Source organism: Rickettsiales bacterium (assembly GCA_025210695.1).
GTDB lineage: Bacteria > Pseudomonadota > Alphaproteobacteria > Rickettsiales > CANDYO01 > CANDYO01.
Map to the genome: position 1 here is coordinate 60,886 of JAOARE010000036.1, position 22,146 is coordinate 83,031.

Sequence of the window (22,146 nt, forward strand, 5' to 3'; positions counted from 1 at the left end):
ACTAAGCTAATTCTTCAGTTTTTACGGCTTCTTCTTTGTAGGTATTAGTAACTTTTTTGGGTTTGCCTTTTTTAATTTTGTTACCAGATTGGCTTCTAACTAGAGCAGATTTTTTAGCGTCCCAAGTATAGTGAAAAGTAACTGCTTTCAGCTCCGTGATAATAATGTCTCCATTAGGCATTTGCATTACATCGCAACCTTTTTGCAAGGACTCAGTAATTAGAGAGCAAGATTTACATACGTATTTTACATCGGACATTAAATCGTGTTCTGATTTGTCAATATTGTTTTCAATATAAGATTCTATATCTTTTAATAACATAATATTTCCTTAAATTATTCTTATTATTAAAAAAAACAACTTATGTGTAACTATCCTTTTATACAATAAAAATATTAAGAATCAGTTAAATAAGTAAAGTATTTTTTCATAGTTGTGCAATTACTTGCATATTATATGTATTTAAGTGTGTAGACGCAAGATATTATCTATAAACAATTATTGCAATTATACTTTTCTTCTTGAACAGGTTTTGCAAACTTGATAGTCTTTTATAAGTTAAATTAACACTAATTATATAACTTAAAATTCACCTAAATAAGATTGATATAGATTTATACATATAAATATTTATGTGTCAATATATTAATTTTTATTAAGGCGGTGTTAATATGTTATTTAATTTGGATGAATGATGAGAGATAAAATTGATAAGGTTTTTTCTTGCCTTTCTAAAAAGGATCCTAACCCTAAGACAGAGCTTATCTATTATAATGAATTCACTCTTTTGATTTCTATTGTGCTTTCAGCTCAATCTACAGATGTTGGAGTAAATAAAGCCACATCTAATTTGTTTAAAATAGCGAAGTCTCCAGAAGATATTTTAAATTTAGGGTTGGAGGGGATAAAGGGTTATATAAAATCTTTAGGTCTTTATAATTCAAAAGCAAAGAATATTATGTCTTTGTCTCGCATGTTACTTGTTGAATATAATGGAGTAATCCCAACTAATGTAGAAGCATTAGAGAAGCTTCCAGGGGTGGGAAGTAAAACAGCAAGAGTTTTTTTAAATTGCGCATATAATTTTCCTCTTATTGCAGTGGACACTCATGTGTTTAGAGTGAGTAAAAGACTGGGAATAGCGCAAGGTTCTTCTCCCAAGTTAGTTGAGAAAGAATTAAATGAAGTGGTGCCTAAAGAATGGAAAGTTCATGCTCATCATTGGTTAATATTGCATGGAAGATATATTTGCAAAGCTAGAAAGCCGGATTGCTTAAATTGTGTTATAAATAAATATTGTGATTTTTATATGGAGAATTCATGAAGACCGAAGTTGTGCTAGGGTTAGGAAGTAATTTAGGGGATCGCTCAAGTTATTTAGAATCTGCTATTTTTCAACTAGAAAAAAAAGGAGCAATAAGCAATATAACTTTGTCTTCTGTTCATCAAACAAAAGCTGCATTATTGAAGAATAGTCCAAGAGAATGGGATATAGATTATCTCAATATGGCAGTTAGAGGGACTACCAAATTATCACCTGAAGAATTATTAAGTGCAATAAAGTTGATAGAACGTGATATTGGTAGAAAGAACACAGAGCGTTGGGCGCCTAGAGAAATAGATATAGATATTTTAGCTTATGGAGAAAAATTAGTGCATCATCCTCTAATAACCATTCCTCATCCATTACTATTAGATCGACAATGGGCTATAACTCCTCTTTCCGAAGTATATCCAGAATGGAAATATCCTGTGTTAGGTCCGTATTATCAATTAACTGCTAAAGAATTAGTAAAAATGATTTTCTAAGGGGGATATGAAAAAATTATCAGTTCAAACTTTAGTTAAGCAAGCCTTTTCTGAGAATCTTACATTGCCCCCATTATTGCATCACAAAGTTGATAATGTTATTCCTACCATGAATAAAAAAGGGTTCATGTGTAATAATATTTATTCAATTACAGAAGAATTTATTTCTAGAGCGGCAAGTGGAGAGGGGGTGCATTTAGAGATAGGATCTGCTTATGGAAACATTGCTGTTGAAGCGTTGAAAAGAGGATGTACAAACTATATAGCAAATGATCTTGATATTAGGCATCTAAAAATACTTTCTCGAATCATGCAAGAATCTTATCCTAATTTAATAGATCATTTGCACATAATTCATGGTTTTTATCCAAATGAAGTAGATATTGAGTCAGAAAGTATTGATTCAATTCTTATATCTAGAGTATTACATTTTTTATCTCCAGAGCAAATTTTTGCAGTAGTAAAAGATATGTACAGAATTCTTAAGCCAGGGGGAAAGATTTATGTATTATGCATCTCTCCTTATAATACAGGAGTTCAAAAATTTATTCCTGTGTTTGAGGAGGCTAAGAAAAGAGGAGAAAAATATCCTGGCTATACTACTGAGAAATGGAAATATATGGATGAAGAAATTATTGATAAAAAAACAAAAGAAAGTTTGGAGTTAAATATCTTCAATTTCTTTGATTTAGATAGTTACCCAGAGTATTTCAATGATAAAGAATTTCAAATTGAAAAATCAATTTATATTCCATATGAAAAAAGAAGTGTTTTCAGTATGGATGGACGTGAAACTACCGGAGCTGTTATTATAAAAAGATAGCAGGTAGCTTCTATAATTCCTCTTGATTTACCATCTCCACACCTGAAAGAATATTAAATTTAAAAACATCTCCATTAGATATAATTCTTGCATCAGCTCCAAGAGGGAAGGCGTTATTAACGTCTCCATGACCAATAGTATTATCAGGAACTAATGTAAATGTTGGAATATTAGAATTATCTGCAAAATCTTTAAATACTTTGTCGAATATATCTTTATTTTCATCTGGAGTGAAGGTGGCAAAGATTACTGCTTTAATTTCCTCTGACCCTTCAGTCATTTGAAGTTTTTGCAAGAACCCATCAATTTTTCTTGGAGGTTCTCCAACGTCCTCAAAGACAATAATTTTATTAGATAAATTAGGAGAGTATTTAGTTCCAAGTATTTTCTCAAAACAAATAACATTTCCGCCGGCTGTAATGCCATTGATTGTAGAATAATGTAACAAATTTGCATTTAAAGATTCTAATTTAAAGATAGCTTCTTGTTTTTCTCCAAAAATAAGATCTTGAAGACTTTTTTTTGTATCTTCTCTTTTCATAACATTTGGCAAAGATCCTGGCATTCCAAAGTGAATGCTAGGCCAGTGCCAAACATCATTAATATAACTATGAAGAATTGTAGAATCACTAAATCCAATAAAAGGTTTTACAGTTTGAGGTTCTATAGCTTTGTTTAAATATGGTAATAGTCGTATTGCTCCATATCCACCTCGAAATGACCATACTAAATCACAATTAGGATTATTTAATGCATCAATAAGCTGGTTCGCCCTTATTGCATCGCTATTTGCAAATCTAAGATGGGGGATATTATATAATGTATGATTTCCTGAAAATATTGCATTTGGATAAATTAGTGGCTTTAAGTCGTAATATTCAATTATCTTAGCAGCGTCTTGTAAACTAACGACAGCTTCATCATAAGAAGGTGCAACAATACATGCAGTTGCACCCTTATTAATTTGTGGCCAAAATTTCTTTTTCATAATATTGTATGACCTTATTTAAAGATATTTATGATATTATTTTTTACTCTTCCAAAAAGTCCAGCTTTTTCTACCTCAGTTTTGGCCACTAAAGGATAGGTTTGCGTACCATATCTGCTGGTTTCCACTACTAACTCACCTAATTGCTCTCCAGCTTTAATTGGTGCAAGGGCAGGAGTTTTATAATGCAAACTAGTTTTTATACTTCTTGATTCGCTTTTAGGTAGTATCAATAATACGTCGTTAGGAGAAACTAATTCTATAATTTCTTCTTTTCCATTTCCTACAGAAATAGTTTCTAATACTTGATTTTTTTCTGCTAGTTTTATACTAGTAAAATTTATCATTCCATAATTCATTATTCTTTCAGCGGCAGTTGTCCTTTCTTTGTGGGTTTTTAGCCCATTTATTATTGCTATTAATCTTCTATCTCCTTTTTTTATGGATGCTGATAAACCATAGCCTCCATCATCAGTATGGCCAGTTTTTATTCCATCCGCTCCCATGTTTTTATAAAGTAGACCATTACGATTATCTTGTTTTATTCCGTTATAGGTGAATTGTTTTTCGGCGTAATAATGATAATATTCAGGAAAATCTTTTATTGTATGATAAGATAATATCGCTAGGTCATATGCTGTGGAGTAATTGTTTTCATCAGGCCAGCCACTAGCATTGGTAAAATTGGTATTATACATGCCAAGTTTTTCGGCTGTTTTATTCATATATTCTGCAAATTCTTCTTCGCTTCCCATCAATATTTCAGCTATTGCAACGGCTGCATCATTTCCAGATTGAATAATTAATCCTTTTAATAAATCTTCAAATCTGACAGGTGTATCTAGGGGGATAAACATTCTGGTCCCTCCCATTTTCCAAGCTTTGTTGCTAATTGTAAAAGTATCATCTAATCTAACATGCTCAGACTTTAGACTCTCAAATGCAATATAAGCAGTCATCATCTTACTCATTGATGATGGAACCATACGAGCGTTAGATTCTTTATCATATAATATAGCTTTGGTTTCATAATCCATCAAAATGGCGTATTTTGCGTCTGTTTCAAATGCATTAGCAAAATTTGATAACAATAATAAGCTAGCTAGAATGAATTTTTGCATTTTTATATCCCATTTTTCTTACTTTTTTTAATAAAATATTAGCTTTGGCCTTGTTTGAAGCCGCTAATGTGATGATGTATTTATTATTATCTCTAACAATTAAATGTGATTTTCCTATTCTAGATAATCTACGCATTGTGATTAGAGCTTTTTTTTGGTTTCTATATTCTTCAACAATAATCTCAAAACTAGATAAAGGTTTGTGCTTTCCTTTACCTTTATAATAAATCTTTTTTTGAGATGACAGTTTTGCCATCAATTTATTACTTTCTTTCGGTAAAAACTTAACTCTAACTTTTGCTGTGCCCTGTTTTTTCATTCCTAGAGCAATAGCTGATTTTTCTGAGAGATCTATTATTCTGTTATGTGCAAATGGTCCTCGATCATTAATTACAACATTTATTGACTTGCCATTTCCTAAGTGAGTTACTTTTACTACGCTAGGTAATGGAAGTGTTTTATGAGCTGCAGATAATTCATTCTTATTGAACATCTCTCCATTTGCCGTTTTTTTACAATGAAAGTCGTCTCCATACCATGAAGCTATACCTACTTTGTTATATTTATAATCAATTTCTGGGGTGTAGGTTTTTCCTTTGATTTTATAAGGATCCCCAACTTTTATACCTCCCTCATAGCTGTTACCATATGAATTTCCGCAAGAAAACGGTGTAAAGGAGGTAGATTTACAGCCAGGCAATATAAAAACATAGCTTATCAATAATAAAGGGATTATTTGTTTATTGATCACTGTAACTACTAAATAATAAATTTATTTGCGCCTTTGGTAAGCAGGTATATTTAACATTTCTTCTGTTACCAATTCCTCTTCATCAACTTGTTTATCTTCACTTAAGACATATATTTCTTTGTCTTTATTCTCTTTGTTTAAATTTAATCCAACAGAACTTGCCATTTTTGCAAACAAACTCAAGCTTGGCTTAGTTCTTTCTGTGTTTTTTATTGGAGTTCTTGGTGTTTCATAAGTATTTTCCGGTTTTGGTGAGAAAAATATATCAGGATTTTTTTCTTCTTCGTTAGAGATTTTCCCTTCTGCGGTTTCTAGGTCTTCTTCTGATTTTTCTTCAGGTTCAAGGTTCTTTTGATTGGATGTGTTAGTTGAATCCAAATCAAATTGCATTGGAGAAGAGGTTGTGGTTTTGGTTAGCTCTATAGGTTCTGATCTATATAATTGTTGTATCTTTTCAGTAGTAGAGGGGGCAGCAACTTTGGTTTCTTTTTCTACAGTATGAAAATGAGGATCGTCTATGCCAGTTGCAACAACTGATACTCTAATGGTTCCTTCTAATTCAGGATTAAATGCAGATCCAAATATAATATTAGCTTCTGAATCTACTTCCTCTCTTATTCGATTAGCCGCTTCATCAACTTCAAATAAAGTCATATCATAACCGCCAGTGATGTTAATTAACACTCCTCTTGCACCTTTCATTGAGCAGTTATCTAATAAAGGATTAGAGATTGCTGCTTCTGCAGCTGCGATAGCTCTATTTTCATCTTGCGCCTCCCCAGTTCCCATCATTGCTTTACCCATTTCGCTCATCACTGCACGAATATCTGCAAAGTCAAGATTGATTAATCCTGGCATAATCATAAGATCGGTAATTCCACGCACACCAGCATGTAAAACATCATCTGCCATTTTAAAAGCATCAGCAAAAGTAGTTTTTGCATTGGCAATTTTAAACAAGTTTTGATTGGGTATAATGATTAAGGTGTCAACAAAGCGTTGAAGTTCACTCAACCCTTCATCGGCGAGCCTCATTCTATGGACTCCTTCAAAGTGGAATGGCTTAGTAACCACAGCAACAGTAAGAATCCCTCTCTCTCTAGCCATTTTCGCTATTACAGGTGCGGCCCCTGTGCCAGTTCCTCCACCCATTCCTGCGGTAATAAACACCATATTACTGTCAGTTAGTAATTTATCAATCTCTTCTATGGCTTCTTCTGCAGCAGCTTTTCCAACATCGGGGGATGCTCCAGCTCCTAGTCCTTTTGTTAAATTAGCTCCTAGTTGAATTTTATGAGGTGCATTTGATAAGTGAAGTGATTGAGAATCAGTGTTAGCAACAACAAATTTAGCTCCTTCTAAGTTAGAGCTAATCATATTATTTACGGCATTGCAGCCAGCTCCTCCAACACCAAAAACGGTGATACAAGGTTTTAAAACTACGCTATCAGGCAAGTGTAAATTAAGAGACATATCGAACCTTTGCTAAAAATTAGGTGTTTATTAATCTAAACAGTAGATAATAAATGATTATTCACGTAATTTCCACTGAAAAAATTATGAATATATGTATGAGTATATAGTATTATTTTTCTTGGTTTAAAAAGGTCTAGTGATTGCAGTGTGGTCCATGGACATGTGGGGGATTATGTTTGATATATTTAATCATTTTTTTAGTAAGCAGGTCTCTCTTCATTTTTGAAAGATGATCAAGATAAGTGATGCCGTTTAGGTAGTCATTTTCATGTAATATAACCCGCGCTAAAAAACCGTCAGCCTCTAAAACTTGCTCTTTATTATCTAAGTCTAAATATTTTACTTTTATTTTACTTGGACGTTTTATTATAGCAGAAATTCCAGGAAAGCTTATTGATGCTTCTTCATGCTCGCTAGTTTCAGTTGAAGTTTCTATGATTTCTGGGTTAATCATTATATAAGATTTGCTATTCGCTTGTTTTATATCAACAACAATAATACGTTGATCTATTCCAAGCATGTTTGCTCCCAACCCAACAGCTTTTTCAAAATACATAGTTTCAACCATGTCATTCGCAAGTTGACATATTAACTCATCAACTTTAGCTACAGTCTTAGCTTTTTGTTTAAAAACAGGATGTGGAGCATAAACTATTGGTAAGATAGCCATGCTCTAATTCTTTGTAGAATTATCTTCTTCATCGTTAGAGCTAGAAAACACCATTTTGCTAATTAATGTTTCAAGACTTATAGATGATTGAGTGAATTGTATCTCACCATTTTTATTTATCATATTGTCATCAGCGCCAGGAACAATAGATAAATATTTACCACCTATAAGTCCTTCGCTAGAAATTTTTGCTATTGAGTCGGTAGGGACTTTTATCTTATCATTCAGAGACATTTTAATAACAGCAAAATAAGTTCTAGGATCTAGTTCTTGATCGGTGATCACACCAACTTTAACTCCTCCAATTTTTACTGGGGTTCCAACGGCAATACCATCGGCTTGTTCAAATTTAGCGGTTAGATTATAATGATTCCCTGCAACGCTAACTCCTGTGTTTTGATCCATGAAGAACATTAAGAACCAAGCTGCTATTCCTAAAATAAGAGCGCCTGTAATAGTTTCAATCATATTTTTATTCATAAAAATCACCTTAAATTTAATTTACGGAGCCCAAGCTTGGTAATCAACTATGGCTCTCTTCTTTCCTTTATTTTTCAATCCTTGAGGAGCGTATGCATATTCTGTTCCAGTTAAATTTGGAATATGTGGTTTTTCCCAATTATTACAATGTACTTCATTTGAAGGTACTTCGTCAATGGTATAATGCAACCAAGCGTTCCAAAGGGCAGGAATTTTTGATGCTTCGGTTGAGCCTTTATAAAGTACCAGTCGTTTATGTTTTCCTGAAGGGGTTTTGGATTTCGTTTGATAATAACTATTACCAAACTGATCTTGTCCTATTTTTGAGCAAAAAAACTTTATAAATAATTTAGTCGAAAATGTCATAACTTATACTATACAATATATTGGATGACTGTGATTTTACATGGTTATTAAAAGAATGGCAATATTTATTAGAGTTGTGTAAAGAATGGTTCAACTAAGTTTCTTGAGTGGTAGCTTTTTATCTTGTATAGTTTTTATAAATAATTATATTTAGTTTGTTGTTAATAATATTAATAGATTAATAGAGTAGAGAAATGATGAGAAAAAAAGTTATTTTATGGTTATTAGTGGTTGTTATAGTGGTGGTTGGATTAGTGTTGGGAAGAGGATATATAAAGAAAAAATTATCTTTGTGCTCTTTTGAAAAGAGTTTTTTAGAAAAGAGGATTCTAGAAATGGATAAAAGGTTATTTAATTTGGAAAGATTGTTCTCGCTAGACTTGGAGAGAATGGCTGCTCAAGACAATTTAGAAAACAGTATTGGCTTGGAAGTTATGGAGGAGTTTGTAAGTCATCTAAAGGTGTATGATACTTTTGGTAAGGAAGGTGAGAATGTGCTTATAAGGGTTGGTAAAGACGGGGACGGAGGATATATTGTTCCTGAAATTTCCCTTAAGAAAGCAGATGTTCTGTTAGGTTATGGGGTCAGGGACGATATATCATTTGAAGAATCATTTTCGAATATATTTCACAAGCAATCATATGGATTTGATTGTGGATCGTCATCAGTGCCTACTAAAAACCCTTTAACTACGTTTGTTGATGAATGTGTGGGTACAGATGAATTTCTTGAGGACGCTAGTTTAAAAATTTCTCCTTCAAAGATTGTTTCGTTTAATGATCATATAAAAAGAATGGATTTAGTAGGAAAGAAAATTTTTATTAAGATGGATATAGAGGGTGGTGAATATGCATCTCTTCCTGAAGTGTTAGAATATTCTAAAGATATAACAGGAATAGCTTTGGAAATACATTTTTGGAGAAATCCCGAGGAGTTTTATAAGGCTATAAAGCTATTGAATTCTATAGAAGAAAACTTTATTCTAGTGCACGTTCATGCTTCAAATTGTCGCAATTCTGGGTTTACTACTAAAAACTCTCGTGGCCGAATTCCAAGAACTATAGAGCTTTCTTATATTAATAAAAATTTAGTTGATGAATATAAATTATCGAAGCAGCAAACTCATCCTTCTGGTATGGATATGCCTATTTGTCCACAACTGGAAGATCCTTCTTTCACTATACTAGTAGATTAGGATATTGTGCAATTAACTTAAAGAGGGAGCCCTTTATGTCAATTTATAGATTTATAAAAAACTACAGATATAAGGCGATATCTTTTATTGTGGTGACTATTCTTTTGTTAATACTTTGTTTTACGGTTAATATTTATATAAAAGAATTAAATGTTGAGGTTAGAAATGCGCAGAAGATTTTGAGGTCCGATCTTGAGCAAGAATATAAAGAGGTTAGAGATGCGCAGAAGGTTTTGAGGTCTGACCTTGAGCAAGAATATAAAAATTTTGAGAATAATATAAATAAGTTAGTTGCAAATACAGAATCATTAAACCATTTTACGAATCATTTGCTTGGCAGGATTGATTCTTTAGAGAGAAAAAATAGACTTTTAGAAAGTCGCAATTCAGATAACAACCAAGAGATAAAAGATTATAAGAAAAAAAAATGCTCTAGTATGGTTAGTGATGGGAGTGATTTAGTTGAGATATCCGAGGGGTATCATTGTCTTGCGCAAATAGAGACAGAACAAAAAGATGCTTCTTCTATATATAGGGCGATAAGGTACGAAAGTTTAGCATTGGAAGGAATGTATAGAAAAGAGTATCATGAGGCTTTGTTGTCTATGGTTACAGGAAGAGATTTTAAGATAGATTCTTCTGAATTTGAAGAGTATATTTTATTAAATAAATTGTCAGAATCTAAGGATATTAATATAGCAAGTCGTGCCTTGTACAGGATGAGCTTAATGCATTCTATAGGTAAGTTCTCAAGTGATAATAAATATAATTACAATCTATTAGAAGCTCACAATCTTAAGAAAAAAGCTATGTCTCTAGTTAATTTTTCTAATAGAAGAACTACTGATGTTCTTTTTACAATAGATAATAATCCAACTTATATTCGTTATGCTAAAACAGCTATTGCTTCCATTTTATTAAATGCAGATTTGAATACTGATTATAATTTATATTTTGTAACTGATGAAGAAAGTCCATTGTCAGAAAACAATAAGCTTATACTTAGTTCTTTACAAGATCTTGGAGAATATAAAGTTCATTTTATTCATGCTCCTTCAGATCTTTTTTATAAAGATAAGAAAAGTATTTTTGGACATGAAATGAGAAATCAGATTCAAAGATTTACAGTTGAAGATGTTCTTGTAAATTTAGATTCTATAGTATATTTAGATGTTGATTTGATTGTTTTAAGAGATTTATATGACCTACAGAATATGAACTTTGAAGGTAATATTTTTGCGGCTTCAACAGAAGATATAATTGTTAATAGAAAGGATTCTTGTGATTTTGAGTACAAGTACGTTAATATAGGTGTGGTAGTTCATAATTTAAGCCTTATGAGGGAAATTAAAAATTCGTCTTATCTAACAAATAAATATTCTAATTATTTAGAGGGTAATCATCATACTCCTTATAAGGCTCTAAAAAGTGATAAATGTTTTTTGATGCCTAATCAAGATATGTTTAATAAGATTTACCAAGGTAAGATCAAATTTATTTCCAGGCGGTGGAACTATATTCCAGTTTTTGATTATAGTGTAAAAGTAATGCCATTTATTATTCATTTTGCTGGAGAAAAACCTTCAGAAAAGGGAACTCTTCCTAGTAATTCATTATATATGAAATACAAAGAATTAGCAGATAATGTTTCAAGAGTAGGGATTACTAGACTAGAAAGAGATGTAGATTTATAAGTTATTGTATTAAATTGCAGTTTGTAGAATAAAACTAAAGGGTGGTTTTCTAGGGAATTATAGAGTTTTTATGTAGATGCAATTTTTTCGTATGTTGGTTTATTGATATTATGTTTAGGGTTGGTATAATTTCATTTATTAAGCTTTGTTTTTGATAATGATGAGCGTTAAAAATTAAAAATACTTTTGTACAATATTATTGTTGACAAATAGTGGTAACTTGTCATATTTTAAGATCTTCTTATATCAACTTTTAAATAGGATAGTGGTAAGATAAAATGAAAACTTACTCAATGAAAGCATCAGAAGTAGAAAAAAAATGGTTAGTAATCGATGCTACAGACGTAGTTCTTGGTAGGCTGGCTGCAAAAGTGGCGATGATTTTATCTGGTAAAGATAAACCAAGTTACACACCAAGCCAAGATTGTGGAGATAATGTAATTATTATTAATGCTGATAAAATTCACTTAAGTGGACATAAATCAGCTTTAAAAGATGGTAAATTTTATTATCGTCACACAGGCTATTTCGGTGGAATTAAAGAGACAACAGCTGGTAAAATTCTCGCTGGAAAAAATCCACAAAGAGTGGTAGAAAAAGCTGTAGAAAGAATGTTGGCAAAAGGTCCTATGGGTAGACAGCGTTTATCAAATTTATATGTTTATGCAGGCTCATCACATCCTCATGAAGCTCAGAAGCCATCTGTACTAGATTTTGCAAGCATGAGCTCTAAAAATAAGAAAGGTTAGTATATATGTCATTAAGTGAATTAACTAAATTAGTTGAACCTAAAGAAGAAAGATTACCAAATATTGATAATCTTGGTCGTTCATATGGAACTGGCAGAAGAAAAGACGCCGTTGCTAGAGTGTGGATAAAAGCGGGTAAAGGTAATATATCTATTAATGGTAGAACCTTTGAGGATTATTTTCCTCGTTCAACTCATAGAACAATATTATTACAACCCTTTGCTGAAACAAAAACTTTATCTCAATTTGATATAGTATGTACTGTTAAAGGTGGAGGTTCCACCGGTCAGGCAGGTGCTATTCGTCATGGAGTTAGTCGTGCTTTAGATCAGTTTGCCCCAGAGTTGCATACTTTGTTAAGTAGAGGTGGATTTTTAACTCGTGATTCTAGAACAGTTGAGCGTAAAAAGTATGGGCAGAAGAAAGCTCGTAAGCGCTTCCAGTTTTCCAAGCGTTAATTATATTTTTTTAAAAAGGCGCGTATGCGCCTTTTTTTTATTGTAGGTTTTAATGGTAAATAAATCTTGGAACTTTTTAAAACCAGGAGATGTAGTAGATATAATAGCACCTTCTTCTGCTGTTCCAGTTGACAATTTATTAGAATATTACCAAAGATCTAAGAAAATTCTTAAAAGTATAGGGCTTATAGCTCGAATACCAGATGATTTAATAGATTTAGAAAAAGATCCATTTTCAGCTAATAGTCTTGAATACAGAGCTAAGCACATTATTAATGCCTTTACTAATACAGATAGTAAGGCAGTATGGGCTATTAGAGGTGGATATGGAGCTGCAAAACTTATTCCTTTTTTAGAAAAAATAGAAGTTCCTAATGTTCCAAAGTTACTTATGGGATTTAGTGATATTACGGCTCTACATTTATTTGTAGAAAACAAATGGAATTGGAACAGCATTCATTGTGCTGTGATTAGTCAAATTATTAGAAACCCCAAGTTATTAGATGAATTAAAGCCAGTTCTTTTTGGTGAGCAAGTAAATATAAACTACAATCAACTTACTCCTTTAAATGACAATGCTAAGAAGGCTAAAAATATTGAGGGAGCAATTACAGGAGGTAACTTATGTTTAGTTCAAACATCCTTAGCAACTTCTTGGCAAATTAATACTAAAGATAAAATTATTTTTCTTGAGGATGTTGGAGAAAAGGGGTATCAAATTGATCGCACGCTTAATCACTTATATCAAGCAGGAGTTTTTAAAAGAGCAAAAGCTCTTATTTTTGGTGAGATAACTCCAGAGTTAGAGAAAGATGGAAAAAATTTATGTACAATAGCTATAGAAAATTTCTCCAAGTTGCTTGATATTCCTGTGTTGTCATTGCCTATTATTGGTCATAATAGTAACTGCAATTCTCCACTATCACTTGGAACAAGTTGTAATTTAACTTTAGGAGAAAAACCTGTTCTCACTTGCCTATCTGGTGGAACAAATAATTTATAAGGATAAAACATGCTAAAGTCTAGTGAAATAAAACAAAGATTAGAATATTTAAATCCATCTTTCATTGATATTAGGGATGATAGTCATGCTCATGCTGAACATATTGAAAATCCTACTGGTGGATTGACTCATGCAACAATTACTATAGTTTCAGAAAGTTTTGATGGTTTACCTTCAGTGCAGAGACATAAATTAATTTATAGTTCCTTAAAAGATGCCTTAGCTAGTTCTCTTCATGCTCTTTGTCTTAAAACCTATACCAAAGAAGAATACAAAAAAAGATAAATAAAGAGCTTTTTATTTTAAGCATTCGCTAAAGCTATCAGCTAATGAATCCATCATAGCAAAGTAAGCGTCTTTGGTTGATGCATTATCTGGCCCCCATTCAGCGTCTAGTTTGCCGATCCTTATATTAGATTTTTCTTGTAGTTTAAGAATAATTTGGGAGTCAAATTGTGGTTCTTCAAAAATGCATTGAATTTTATTCTCTTTAATTAAATTTTGCATTTCAAGAAAACTGCGGGCTCCTATATTGTGGTCGTGGTCAATAGTTATTGCCGTTGGATTATTTAAATGATATTGTTTGGTAAAATAAGAATAAGCATTATGAGTGACCATAAAATCTTTATTATGTGCATGTTTTAGTTTTTTGATTATTCTTTTATTTAGTGCAGTTAGTTTTAGCTCAAATTGAGCCAGGTTATTTTTATAGATATTTTTATTTGAAGGATATTCTTTTATTAGAATATCAGTTAATCCTCTAGCTATTGTTCTAACTTGATCAACATCCAACCATAGATGGTAATCATATTTCAATCCATATTGGTTATGTTCGTTATTTAAAAGTAATTCCACTCCTGGAAGGTTTGCAACTTCAATAACTTTATTTTGAGCGCTCAAATTCTCTAGTATTCTATCCATAAATACTTCAAAGTTTCTACTCATTATAATAATAAGGTTGTTACTATAAATATTACGGATTTTTGTTGGTTTTAATTGATAATTATGCAAAGATTCATTGTGGTCTATTATTAAATTTATCTCTTCCTGGTCTCCCATTATATTGGCCACAATGGATTGCAAAGGACGGATGGACACTACGATTTTTTTATTTCCAGCTAATAAGCTAAGTGGAAATAGAACGATCATGAATATAATGATGCGAAGCATGGTAGCGAGCCCTAATATATATAATATTCCTGCAAATGAGGATTTTTTTCAAGTGTTAGCTGATGGAATTATAAATAGCTTATTTACAACTTGCAATACTAAAGATGTAATAATATTACTTCCTACTAAGAATGCTTGTTCTAGTTTAAAAAATGTTTTTTTTGAATTGGGTTATAAAAAACTTAATATACATTCAGTTAGTGATTTAGCTGATTTAGTTACTTTAAAAAAACAATCTACAGTATTAAGCAGAATAGGGTTGGTAGCTAAGGTTAGCGAAGTTATTTTTAAAATGAACCTTCCTAAGTTTAAAGATTTATCATCTATAACTCCTTTGGCAGAATATTTTGCTAATTTTATTCAGAGTATTGAGTTTAGTAAAGTTGACTTGAGTACAATACTAAAGATGATAGATGAAGATTTAAGCAATCATCAGCAAGAGCTGTTCATAATATTGAAGGAGTTTATAGCATTATGGAGACAGGAAGATAACCTAACTAAGGTAGGATATAATAATCTTTTAATAGAGAAATTAAGTAATAGCTTTTCTAATAAAACTATAATTATGGCAGGTATTTCTTATAATACTCCTAGCATAATACAATTAATGAAAAAAAGTTATTTGGTGTTCTATGGTATAGATTCAAATTTTACAATGAATGATTGGGAGAATGTGGATGTTACTCATGCTCAATATAATTTTAAACAAATTCTCAGTCAATTGAATGTTGATCCACAAGCTGTGACAAATTTTTGTCAGTACACTAAAAAACGATCAAACTTAATTTCTCATGCTTTAAAACCTTCAAAATCATGTGTTAATTGGTATAGTCTTGCTAAAGAAAGTATAGATGGTATTCAATATTTAAAATGCAATGACTTGCATCATGAGGCGAAATCTATAGTAAGTTTGCTACAAAACAGATCTTATAAAACAGCGATGGTAGTTACAGCAGATGATGCTTTAATGGTTAAAATAATTCTGAATTTGAAGCAAAGCAATTTAGATGTAAATATAATTAGAGATTATCCTTTAAAACATAGTGATACAGGAATATGGTTAGAACTTTGTTTAAATATAGTTTTAGAAAATTTTTCTTTATCTTCAAGTCTAGCATTGTTAAAACATAAATTAGCCAATGTTGATCAAGCAGTAGTATTAGAAATAGAGCTCCTTATAAGAGATAAAAATTTTTATGGAAATAATATTTTTGCTGTTTCATTTGAGGATGAAAATTTTAATTTGATGCTTGACTGTTTTAGGAGGTTTAAGGATATATTTTCTTATAGGTCAATAAGCTTTAAAGAATTATTTGAATTTCATTTAAATTTTGCCCAAGAAGTTGCTAGGTTACCATTATGGGAAGGGTCTGATGCAGAGGAGTTTAAGTTATATTTAGATCAAATTTTAGAAAGTTCTGGGAATTTAGGAAGCGTTTCTCCTAAGAGTTATCCTCAGGTTTTTCAGCATTTCATACAGTCTGCATATTATAGACCTGAAGTTTCTAACCATAAAATCACATTGTCAAAACCAATAGATGCTAGATTGCATAGAGCGGATCTTGTTATTCTAGCAGGTCTTAATGAAGGAATATGGCCATCAAGAATACCACTTGACCCCTGTTTTAATAATAGTTTGCTTGAGAAGATAGGTTTACCTTCTCCAGAACAGGCTATAGGTGAAGAGGCATATGACTTTCAGTGTTTCGTACAAAATCCACAGATTGTTCTTACTAGATCGGAAAAAGATTCGGGTGTTATAACAACGCCATCTCGTTGGTTGCTTAGAATGTTAACCTTAATTAATATTGAAGAATTTTCTTTTGCTGAATCTGCAGAGGATAGTGGGCTTCAGGAGACTTATGAAGTGTCTCCAAGGCCAGCAATAGAACATCGTCCAACTCAACTGTCTGTAACTCAAATTGATAAATTAGTTTTTAATCCCTATCATATTTATGTGGACTTGATTCTTAAACTTAAAAAATTACCTCCTATTGTTAAATCACTATCTGCTTTAGATTTTGGAATTTTTATTCATAGAGCAATAGAAATTTATCACTATAAACATATTAAATCAGATCTAGAAACTTTATTAAATAGCGGTAAACAGGCTTTGATGGAGTTAAATTTAACTGGTTCTAAATTGCAATTGATATATTGGCAAAGATTTGTTCGTATAGCAAAATGGTTTATTGCTAATGAAAACTTATCGAATATAGTTTATTTAGAAGAATATGGAAGAATGCCAATCGGTAATAAATTTACTCTAATTGCTAGAGCAGATAGAATTGAAGTATCTGCAAATAATTCATTACATATTATTGATTATAAGACGGGGCGTTTGCCAACTAATAAAGCAATTACTTCTGGCAATAGTTTACAGTTGTTATTAGAAGGTGTAATTGGTAAAAATGGAGGATTTAAATTTCAAAGAAAGCACCAGAACTTAGCGTCGTTAACTTATTTACAGTTATCTGGTGGAGAGGGGCCTGTTGAAGTTTTAGAGATAGATATATCTGATGAGGAAATTATAAAACAGACAGAAGAATATATTCATGCTTTAATTAAGCAATATCAAGATATATCAACTCCATATCATTATACAAACAAGAAGAGTTCAGGTTATTGTGAATATGCCCATTTAGCCAGAGAGTTTTAAAACAATGTTTCTTCCAATGGGAATGTTTTATCGTTATAGTTGCTTAAGAATTTGCATTCAGTGGTGTAGTCAATAGCTGTCTTGTCAAGCCAGTTAGTGTTTTGACTGCTAATTCCATGATCTATCAAAACCTTCATAATTTCACAGTCATTATTTCTAGCTGCAGCATATAAAGGACCAGTTACGATAGATACATCATTCTTCTTTATAAACGTAGTAAAATCTAGATCATGCTGGTGTTTTTTTATACAGAAGAACGGTGAAAATGTCAAAATAAATGAAGAAGCTATAGATTAGCAGTCTCCTTTGTTAATAGTCCTTTTTTGGTTAGATATCCATTGGGTCCTATAGATATAGGGCTAGTAATATAGTTTATAAATTTATCTAAATCAGGTAGGAACTTTTTATGATCTAAATTGATATATAAAAATAATGGGCGAGAAAGAATATATTCACCGCTTGTTATTGAATCTTTGCTTGGAGTGACATGAGATATGTCAGCAGCTTTTATTTTAGGATGTTCTTCTAGCAAGCTAAAGCTAATAATTCCTAGGGCATGTTCATTGTTAAGTAGTTTTTGTATGATTAAATTATAATTTTCAGACATATCAATATAAGGACCATCTTCGCGCATTGTCCCACAAGTAATCAGGCGTTCTTTTTTATTAGGAATAATTTTAGATATTTCATCAGAAGAAGCACAGAAATTATGCATTATTAACTCAACAAAGGTGTCTCTAGTTCCAGAAGTAAAAGATGGCCCATAAATTTCAATGTTATAGTCAGGTAGAGATGGATCAATTTCTTTCCAAGTTTTGTATGGGTTATCAATCATTTTTCCGTTAAACGGGATTTTTTTAGCTATAGCTAAAAATATATGCTTAGGGCTTAAGTCTAACTTTTTAGCTTCAATAGATTGAGCAAGAATAATTCCGTCATATCCAAGAGTAATTTTTTTTATATTATTCACGGAGTTTTTTTTACAGAATTTTTCTTCGCTTGGTTTTATGGGTCTTGATGCATTGACTATATCTGGGTATTTTAGAGAATTTCCTGAGCATAAAAGTCTAAATCCACCTCCAGTTCCTGTGGCTTCCACCACTGGAGTATGGTCAGCTGTCTTACCGAATTTTTCTGCAGCTATGGTAATAAAAGGATATAAAGTGGCTGAACCAACAATTCGTATCTGTTCTCTAGCTGAGGCTGAGATACTCAAGAATAACAATAATATAGAGATAGTTCTTTGCATTGCCAAGTTCCTAATTATTAACTTCAGATAGATTTGAGTATAGATATAAAGTGAAGTAAAATATACAAGAATATTGTCTATCAGTCATATGCTAGATCATTTATATTGCCTTCAGCAAAGTAGCAGTATATATTTGTCATTTAAAGAAATGAGTAATGGTATATACACAGGTTTAAATAATATGAGCTTTTCAGATAATTTAACTAAAATCATGTTAAAATATGAAGAAATTGCAAAAAAACTCAATGATGTGGATTCATTGGGGCGTGAGGAATATATTCAATTATCTAAAGAATATGCAGATCTTGGGCCCATTATTGAAAAGGTGAATCATTATTTAGAAGTGGTGAATTCTATAAAAGAATTGGAAGTCTTGCTTGAGGATCCTGAGATGAAAGAATTAGCAGAATTTGAGCTTGAAGAATTAAAAGAAAAACTACCTAAATTAGAAAAAGATGTAAAACTTTCACTATTACCTAAAGATAAAGATGATGATAAAAATGCGATTATTGAAATAAGAGCAGGTACCGGGGGCGATGAAGCTGCTTTATTTGGTGGTGTGTTGTTCAGAATGTATCAACGTTATTGTGAGAAGAAAGGTTGGAAATTTGAAATCATGTCTTTTTATGATACAGGAGTTGGTGGAGTTAAAGAGGCTTCAGTTTTAGTATCAGGAAAAGGTGTGTTCTCTAAGTTAAAATTTGAGTCGGGCGTGCATAGAGTGCAAAGAGTTCCTGAAACAGAATCTAGTGGACGTATTCACACCTCAGCGGCTACGGTAGCAGTCCTGCCTGAAGCAGAAGATGTGGATATTGAAATAGAAGAAAAAGATTTGCGTATTGATGTTTATAGATCAAGTGGTCCAGGTGGACAAAGTGTTAACACCACAGATAGTGCAGTGCGTATTGTTCATATTCCTACAGGAATTGTTGTAACTCAACAGGATGAAAAATCTCAGCATAAAAACAGAGCTAAGGCCTTGAAAATCCTTCGCTCCCGGCTTTATGAAGAAGAAAAACGCAGACTTGAGAATGAGCGTGCAGCTGATCGTAAAGGTCAAGTTGGTAGCGGTGATCGCTCTGAGCGTATTCGCACCTATAACTATCCTCAAGGAAGAGTAACAGATCATAGAATCAATTTAACTCTATATAAAATAACTGAAATTACTGATGGTGGAGAGTTAGATGAGTTAATTTCAGCTTTAAGCACAGAAGATGAAGCAAGAAAATTATCTGAAAGCTCGCTATAGAGAAGTAAGTTATTACCCTCAATCTATATATTTTAAAGGAGTTAATTTATGCAAGAATATTCGGAAAGACCAAACAATATAAATCAATTACGTAAAAAGCTAATTAAGGTATTAGAGCAAAAGAATCATGAAGATCTTAAAAACATTATAGGGGTTTCTAAAGAGAGTGATGTTTTTATAGAAGTTTTTGCTAGTGATAAGAATGACTATTCATTAAGAACGTTAGAGGTTGCCTTTATACTTAGCGATCGGGAGGCGTTTAAGCTTATCTTAGAAGGAGCTTCTTCTGCTGGAGTTCTTGGTGAGTTATTACTAAATAATGAAGGTACACGCTTTAAAGCGATGACGCTTTTTTTTGCTGAAGAAAACAGCTTTGGTGCTAAAGATAGAGAAGACAAATCATATAGTAAAGAACAGGCTTATCTAGATGTTTTAGAAGTTGCTAAAGAGGATAAAGATTTTATCAAGATATACGCGGAGGCTGCAATAGCAAGCTCTCGCGTGGGTCTAGAAAAAGCATTAGATACGATAATAGAAACGGTAAAGGCTCAAGGAAAGTTAGACGAAATAGCAGATTATAAAGTTAGCTATAATTCTGATAGTGAATTATGCAAGGAAATTACATTATTCAAATATCTATCTTTGCAAAGTAATTCTTTAGGGCTTGAAAAATTCTCTGCTGCATTTCCAGTTATAGAATCTTCTAGAATTTTTGTTGATCAATCTACTGGGTCTGTTATTGCAGGTAATCTAGAAGAATATTCTATCTTAGAACTTCTGAGAAAGCATGAAGAATATTTAAATACAATAGATGCTAATGAAATAGCACTTCCAGATGAGGTATCTACTAAATCAAATGCTATGTTTAGTGATAGCTGTGATTTTTTTTCGGGAGTTTTGTTAGCGAAACTTGTAGTGTCTCCTGGTATTAATTATGCTGAGAAACATGTAAATGGAGAAGAATTGCCATCAATTACCACGTATTATATGGATAATTTTAAATATAGCCTTTCTCCTAAAGGAATAATACAGCAATCTCTTGCGGTTGTAGGGTTTTCTTCAAGTTTTTATAGTGGTAATAGCTTGGTTGATTCTTGGCTGACAGCAAAGATTGTTTCAGATTCTGTTTCAATGTATGATGGATCTTTCAACAAAGATATTACAAAATATTCTGCAGATTTGAGTATTTATATCATGAAAATGATGTCTTCTACTATTATAAATTATCAATTCATATTACCACATTATAATGAAGCAAAAATAGCTACTTCTTGTGTAGCTAGTGTTATTCCAGATTTGGTTTCTCTAGCAGGGAGTGTAGTTTATCAAGGAGCTGCTGTATTGTATGAAAGCTTTATTGGTGACCATGGCAGTAATTAATCAATTATATTAATTTAACTGGTAATTTAATAACTATCTATGCTAAGATATCTATAGAAAATTAAACCAGTAATTAACTTTTAATGTCTCGAATCCTGTTATTGCTAAGTGTATATCTTATTCCATGTTTTTCTGTTGGAATTAGCTATCAAGAATATATCTATATGCATAATTCTAATCAATGTAGTAATTATTTTGATCATATAGAAGAAAAACATAACCTTCCAAAGAATTTACTGCGCTCGATTTCAGCTATAGAAACAGGTCGTTGGCATAGTCAATCTCAATTATACTTTTTTTGGCCGTGGGCAGTAAATCAGGGAGGAAGAGCTTATTATTATGCTAATAAAGAGGAAGCCATTAAGGAGGTAAAAAAAATGTTAGCAAAAGGATTAACCAGCATAGACATAGGATGTATGCAGATTAATCTACATCATCATTCTAATGCGTTTCTAGATTTGGAACAGGCCTTTGAACCAAAAGATAATATAGAATATGCAGCTTCTTTTTTAAAGCTCAATTATCAGAGATATTATAATTGGTTCGATGCTGTAGCCTCATATCATTCTAAAGCTGAAATTGGTAAAAGTTATGCTGAGAAAGTCTTAAAGGTAAGAAGTAAGTATGAAAGTAATAAATTATCATATAATCCATGTATGTCTGTTACGGGTGAGATTATTTCATGCAACAGTGATAAGAAGGTTTTAAGTTCGATTAAAAAAGAAAAATTGCCTTTTGTTGCTTCAACTGTTAATAATGACCTTATGCCTAGGGTAAAACCACGTAAAGATTCAAAGAGGTTAAAGAGTAATATGATCCCTTATTCAGTTTCTAACGAGGAGAATTAATTGATT

23 protein-coding genes and 1 pseudogene are annotated in these 22,146 nt (G+C 31.9%); 13 read left to right on the forward strand and 11 right to left on the reverse strand.

What is annotated here, in order from left to right; translation table 11 throughout:
• Nucleotide 1: 1 nt before the first annotated feature.
• Nucleotides 2-322: a DUF2671 domain-containing protein gene (locus tag N4A31_05965; GenBank protein MCT4635765.1), complete on the reverse strand. Its 321-nt coding sequence runs from the start codon at nt 320-322 to the stop codon at nt 2-4.
• Between the two features lie 370 nt (nt 323-692).
• Between N4A31_05965 and nth the strand changes: the two genes are divergently transcribed.
• From nth to N4A31_05980, 3 genes are read left to right on the forward strand one after another with little or no spacing between them, the layout of a single operon-like run.
• A complete protein-coding gene (nth, locus tag N4A31_05970; GenBank protein MCT4635766.1) occupies nt 693-1,325 on the forward strand; it encodes an endonuclease III in 633 nt (210 codons plus the stop codon).
• On the forward strand, nt 1,322-1,810 hold the full coding sequence (folK, locus tag N4A31_05975) for a 2-amino-4-hydroxy-6-hydroxymethyldihydropteridine diphosphokinase (protein MCT4635767.1): 489 nt from the start codon (nt 1,322-1,324) through the stop codon (nt 1,808-1,810). Before nth ends, folK begins: the two co-directional genes overlap by 4 nt.
• Before the next feature lie 7 nt (nt 1,811-1,817).
• On the forward strand, nt 1,818-2,633 hold the full coding sequence (locus tag N4A31_05980; protein MCT4635768.1) for a class I SAM-dependent methyltransferase: 816 nt from the start codon (nt 1,818-1,820) through the stop codon (nt 2,631-2,633).
• 10 nt (nt 2,634-2,643) lie between these two features.
• On the opposite strand, the gene N4A31_05985 is transcribed toward N4A31_05980, so the two are convergent.
• From N4A31_05985 to N4A31_06015, 7 genes and pseudogenes are all read right to left on the reverse strand, one after another.
• On the reverse strand, nt 2,644-3,621 hold the full coding sequence (locus N4A31_05985) for an LD-carboxypeptidase (GenBank protein ID MCT4635769.1): 978 nt from the start codon (nt 3,619-3,621) through the stop codon (nt 2,644-2,646).
• Nucleotides 3,622-3,635: 14 nt separating this feature from the next.
• The gene (locus N4A31_05990) at nt 3,636-4,742 is read right to left on the reverse strand and encodes a D-alanyl-D-alanine carboxypeptidase (GenBank protein ID MCT4635770.1); all 1,107 of its coding nucleotides are present in this window, start codon (nt 4,740-4,742) and stop codon (nt 3,636-3,638) included.
• Entirely contained in the window at nt 4,720-5,493 is a 774-nt protein-coding gene (locus N4A31_05995) for a septal ring lytic transglycosylase RlpA family protein (protein MCT4635771.1), read from the reverse strand. Before N4A31_05995 ends, N4A31_05990 begins: the two co-directional genes overlap by 23 nt.
• 396 nt (nt 5,494-5,889) lie before the next feature.
• A pseudogene (gene ftsZ / locus N4A31_06000) lies at nt 5,890-6,966 on the reverse strand (cell division protein FtsZ).
• A gap of 136 nt (nt 6,967-7,102) precedes the next feature.
• Complete coding sequence (gene def / locus N4A31_06005) at nt 7,103-7,639, reverse strand: peptide deformylase (GenBank protein MCT4635772.1); 537 nt, start codon at nt 7,637-7,639, stop codon at nt 7,103-7,105.
• A gap of 3 nt (nt 7,640-7,642) precedes the next feature.
• Complete coding sequence (mlaD, locus tag N4A31_06010; GenBank protein MCT4635773.1) at nt 7,643-8,119, reverse strand: outer membrane lipid asymmetry maintenance protein MlaD; 477 nt, start codon at nt 8,117-8,119, stop codon at nt 7,643-7,645.
• A 21-nt stretch (nt 8,120-8,140) separates the two neighbouring features.
• Nucleotides 8,141-8,485, reverse strand: a complete 345-nt coding sequence (locus N4A31_06015) for an NADH-ubiquinone oxidoreductase subunit NDUFA12 family protein (GenBank protein MCT4635774.1) — start codon at nt 8,483-8,485, stop codon at nt 8,141-8,143.
• A 194-nt stretch (nt 8,486-8,679) separates the two neighbouring features.
• On the opposite strand from N4A31_06015, the gene N4A31_06020 reads away from it, so the two are divergent.
• From N4A31_06020 to N4A31_06045, 6 genes are all read left to right on the forward strand, one after another.
• On the forward strand, nt 8,680-9,681 hold the full coding sequence (locus N4A31_06020; GenBank protein ID MCT4635775.1) for a hypothetical protein: 1,002 nt from the start codon (nt 8,680-8,682) through the stop codon (nt 9,679-9,681).
• Between the two features lie 35 nt (nt 9,682-9,716).
• On the forward strand, nt 9,717-11,375 hold the full coding sequence (locus tag N4A31_06025) for a hypothetical protein (protein MCT4635776.1): 1,659 nt from the start codon (nt 9,717-9,719) through the stop codon (nt 11,373-11,375).
• Nucleotides 11,376-11,653: 278 nt separating this feature from the next.
• Nucleotides 11,654-12,124 (forward strand): 50S ribosomal protein L13, encoded by a 471-nt coding sequence (gene rplM, locus N4A31_06030; protein ID MCT4635777.1) that lies wholly within the window; start codon nt 11,654-11,656, stop codon nt 12,122-12,124.
• A 5-nt stretch (nt 12,125-12,129) separates the two neighbouring features.
• Nucleotides 12,130-12,582: a 30S ribosomal protein S9 gene (rpsI, locus tag N4A31_06035; GenBank protein ID MCT4635778.1), complete on the forward strand. Its 453-nt coding sequence runs from the start codon at nt 12,130-12,132 to the stop codon at nt 12,580-12,582.
• Nucleotides 12,583-12,634: 52 nt separating this feature from the next.
• Complete coding sequence (locus tag N4A31_06040) at nt 12,635-13,585, forward strand: LD-carboxypeptidase (protein MCT4635779.1); 951 nt, start codon at nt 12,635-12,637, stop codon at nt 13,583-13,585.
• Nucleotides 13,586-13,594: 9 nt separating this feature from the next.
• Entirely contained in the window at nt 13,595-13,870 is a 276-nt protein-coding gene (locus tag N4A31_06045) for a BolA family transcriptional regulator (GenBank protein MCT4635780.1), read from the forward strand.
• Nucleotides 13,871-13,882: 12 nt separating this feature from the next.
• On the opposite strand, the gene N4A31_06050 is transcribed toward N4A31_06045, so the two are convergent.
• Nucleotides 13,883-14,755 carry a zinc ABC transporter substrate-binding protein gene (locus tag N4A31_06050; GenBank protein MCT4635781.1) on the reverse strand — a complete coding sequence of 291 codons (873 nt, stop codon included), beginning with the start codon at nt 14,753-14,755 and terminating at the stop codon, nt 13,883-13,885.
• On the opposite strand from N4A31_06050, the gene N4A31_06055 reads away from it, so the two are divergent.
• Nucleotides 14,754-17,414, forward strand: coding sequence for a PD-(D/E)XK nuclease family protein (locus tag N4A31_06055; protein ID MCT4635782.1), 2,661 nt, complete (start codon nt 14,754-14,756; stop codon nt 17,412-17,414). The two genes, N4A31_06050 and N4A31_06055, sit on opposite strands and share 2 nt — an antisense overlap.
• Here N4A31_06055 and N4A31_06060 read toward each other — a convergent pair.
• Together N4A31_06060 and N4A31_06065 are read right to left on the reverse strand one after the other, a co-directional pair.
• Nucleotides 17,411-17,686 carry a hypothetical protein gene (locus N4A31_06060; protein MCT4635783.1) on the reverse strand — a complete coding sequence of 92 codons (276 nt, stop codon included), beginning with the start codon at nt 17,684-17,686 and terminating at the stop codon, nt 17,411-17,413. The genes N4A31_06055 and N4A31_06060 overlap by 4 nt on opposite strands.
• Before the next feature lie 14 nt (nt 17,687-17,700).
• The gene (locus N4A31_06065) at nt 17,701-18,663 is read right to left on the reverse strand and encodes a substrate-binding domain-containing protein (GenBank protein MCT4635784.1); all 963 of its coding nucleotides are present in this window, start codon (nt 18,661-18,663) and stop codon (nt 17,701-17,703) included.
• 181 nt (nt 18,664-18,844) lie between these two features.
• Between N4A31_06065 and prfA the strand changes: the two genes are divergently transcribed.
• The 3 genes from prfA (at nt 18,845) to N4A31_06080 (ending at nt 22,140) form a co-directional block, all read left to right on the forward strand.
• A complete protein-coding gene (prfA, locus tag N4A31_06070) occupies nt 18,845-19,912 on the forward strand; it encodes a peptide chain release factor 1 (GenBank protein ID MCT4635785.1) in 1,068 nt (355 codons plus the stop codon).
• 48 nt (nt 19,913-19,960) lie between these two features.
• Nucleotides 19,961-21,292 (forward strand): hypothetical protein, encoded by a 1,332-nt coding sequence (locus N4A31_06075; protein ID MCT4635786.1) that lies wholly within the window; start codon nt 19,961-19,963, stop codon nt 21,290-21,292.
• A gap of 164 nt (nt 21,293-21,456) precedes the next feature.
• Nucleotides 21,457-22,140, forward strand: coding sequence for a transglycosylase SLT domain-containing protein (locus N4A31_06080; GenBank protein ID MCT4635787.1), 684 nt, complete (start codon nt 21,457-21,459; stop codon nt 22,138-22,140).
• The last annotated feature ends 6 nt before the right edge of the window (nt 22,141-22,146 follow it).

Excerpts from the sequence above, each read along its gene's own strand:
- N4A31_06080 (MCT4635787.1), top strand. The coding sequence starts at position 21,457 with ATGCATAATTCTAATCAATGTAGTAATTATTTTGATCATATAGAAGAA.
- def (MCT4635772.1), bottom strand. The coding sequence starts at position 7,639 with ATGGCTATCTTACCAATAGTTTATGCTCCACATCCTGTTTTTAAACAA.
- N4A31_06075 (MCT4635786.1), top strand. The coding sequence starts at position 19,961 with ATGCAAGAATATTCGGAAAGACCAAACAATATAAATCAATTACGTAAA.
- N4A31_06020 (MCT4635775.1), top strand. The coding sequence starts at position 8,680 with ATGATGAGAAAAAAAGTTATTTTATGGTTATTAGTGGTTGTTATAGTG.
- N4A31_06050 (MCT4635781.1), bottom strand. The coding sequence starts at position 14,755 with ATGCTTCGCATCATTATATTCATGATCGTTCTATTTCCACTTAGCTTA.
- N4A31_06040 (MCT4635779.1), top strand. The coding sequence starts at position 12,635 with ATGGTAAATAAATCTTGGAACTTTTTAAAACCAGGAGATGTAGTAGAT.
- N4A31_05980 (MCT4635768.1), top strand. The coding sequence starts at position 1,818 with ATGAAAAAATTATCAGTTCAAACTTTAGTTAAGCAAGCCTTTTCTGAG.
- rpsI (MCT4635778.1), top strand. The coding sequence starts at position 12,130 with ATGTCATTAAGTGAATTAACTAAATTAGTTGAACCTAAAGAAGAAAGA.
- N4A31_05965 (MCT4635765.1), bottom strand. The coding sequence starts at position 322 with ATGTTATTAAAAGATATAGAATCTTATATTGAAAACAATATTGACAAA.
- rplM (MCT4635777.1), top strand. The coding sequence starts at position 11,654 with ATGAAAACTTACTCAATGAAAGCATCAGAAGTAGAAAAAAAATGGTTA.
- nth (MCT4635766.1), top strand. The coding sequence starts at position 693 with ATGATGAGAGATAAAATTGATAAGGTTTTTTCTTGCCTTTCTAAAAAG.
- mlaD (MCT4635773.1), bottom strand. The coding sequence starts at position 8,119 with ATGAATAAAAATATGATTGAAACTATTACAGGCGCTCTTATTTTAGGA.
- N4A31_06045 (MCT4635780.1), top strand. The coding sequence starts at position 13,595 with ATGCTAAAGTCTAGTGAAATAAAACAAAGATTAGAATATTTAAATCCA.
- N4A31_05990 (MCT4635770.1), bottom strand. The coding sequence starts at position 4,742 with ATGCAAAAATTCATTCTAGCTAGCTTATTATTGTTATCAAATTTTGCT.
- prfA (MCT4635785.1), top strand. The coding sequence starts at position 18,845 with ATGAGCTTTTCAGATAATTTAACTAAAATCATGTTAAAATATGAAGAA.
- N4A31_06025 (MCT4635776.1), top strand. The coding sequence starts at position 9,717 with ATGTCAATTTATAGATTTATAAAAAACTACAGATATAAGGCGATATCT.
- N4A31_06055 (MCT4635782.1), top strand. The coding sequence starts at position 14,754 with ATGGTAGCGAGCCCTAATATATATAATATTCCTGCAAATGAGGATTTT.
- N4A31_06015 (MCT4635774.1), bottom strand. The coding sequence starts at position 8,485 with ATGACATTTTCGACTAAATTATTTATAAAGTTTTTTTGCTCAAAAATA.
- N4A31_05985 (MCT4635769.1), bottom strand. The coding sequence starts at position 3,621 with ATGAAAAAGAAATTTTGGCCACAAATTAATAAGGGTGCAACTGCATGT.
- N4A31_06065 (MCT4635784.1), bottom strand. The coding sequence starts at position 18,663 with ATGCAAAGAACTATCTCTATATTATTGTTATTCTTGAGTATCTCAGCC.
- folK (MCT4635767.1), top strand. The coding sequence starts at position 1,322 with ATGAAGACCGAAGTTGTGCTAGGGTTAGGAAGTAATTTAGGGGATCGC.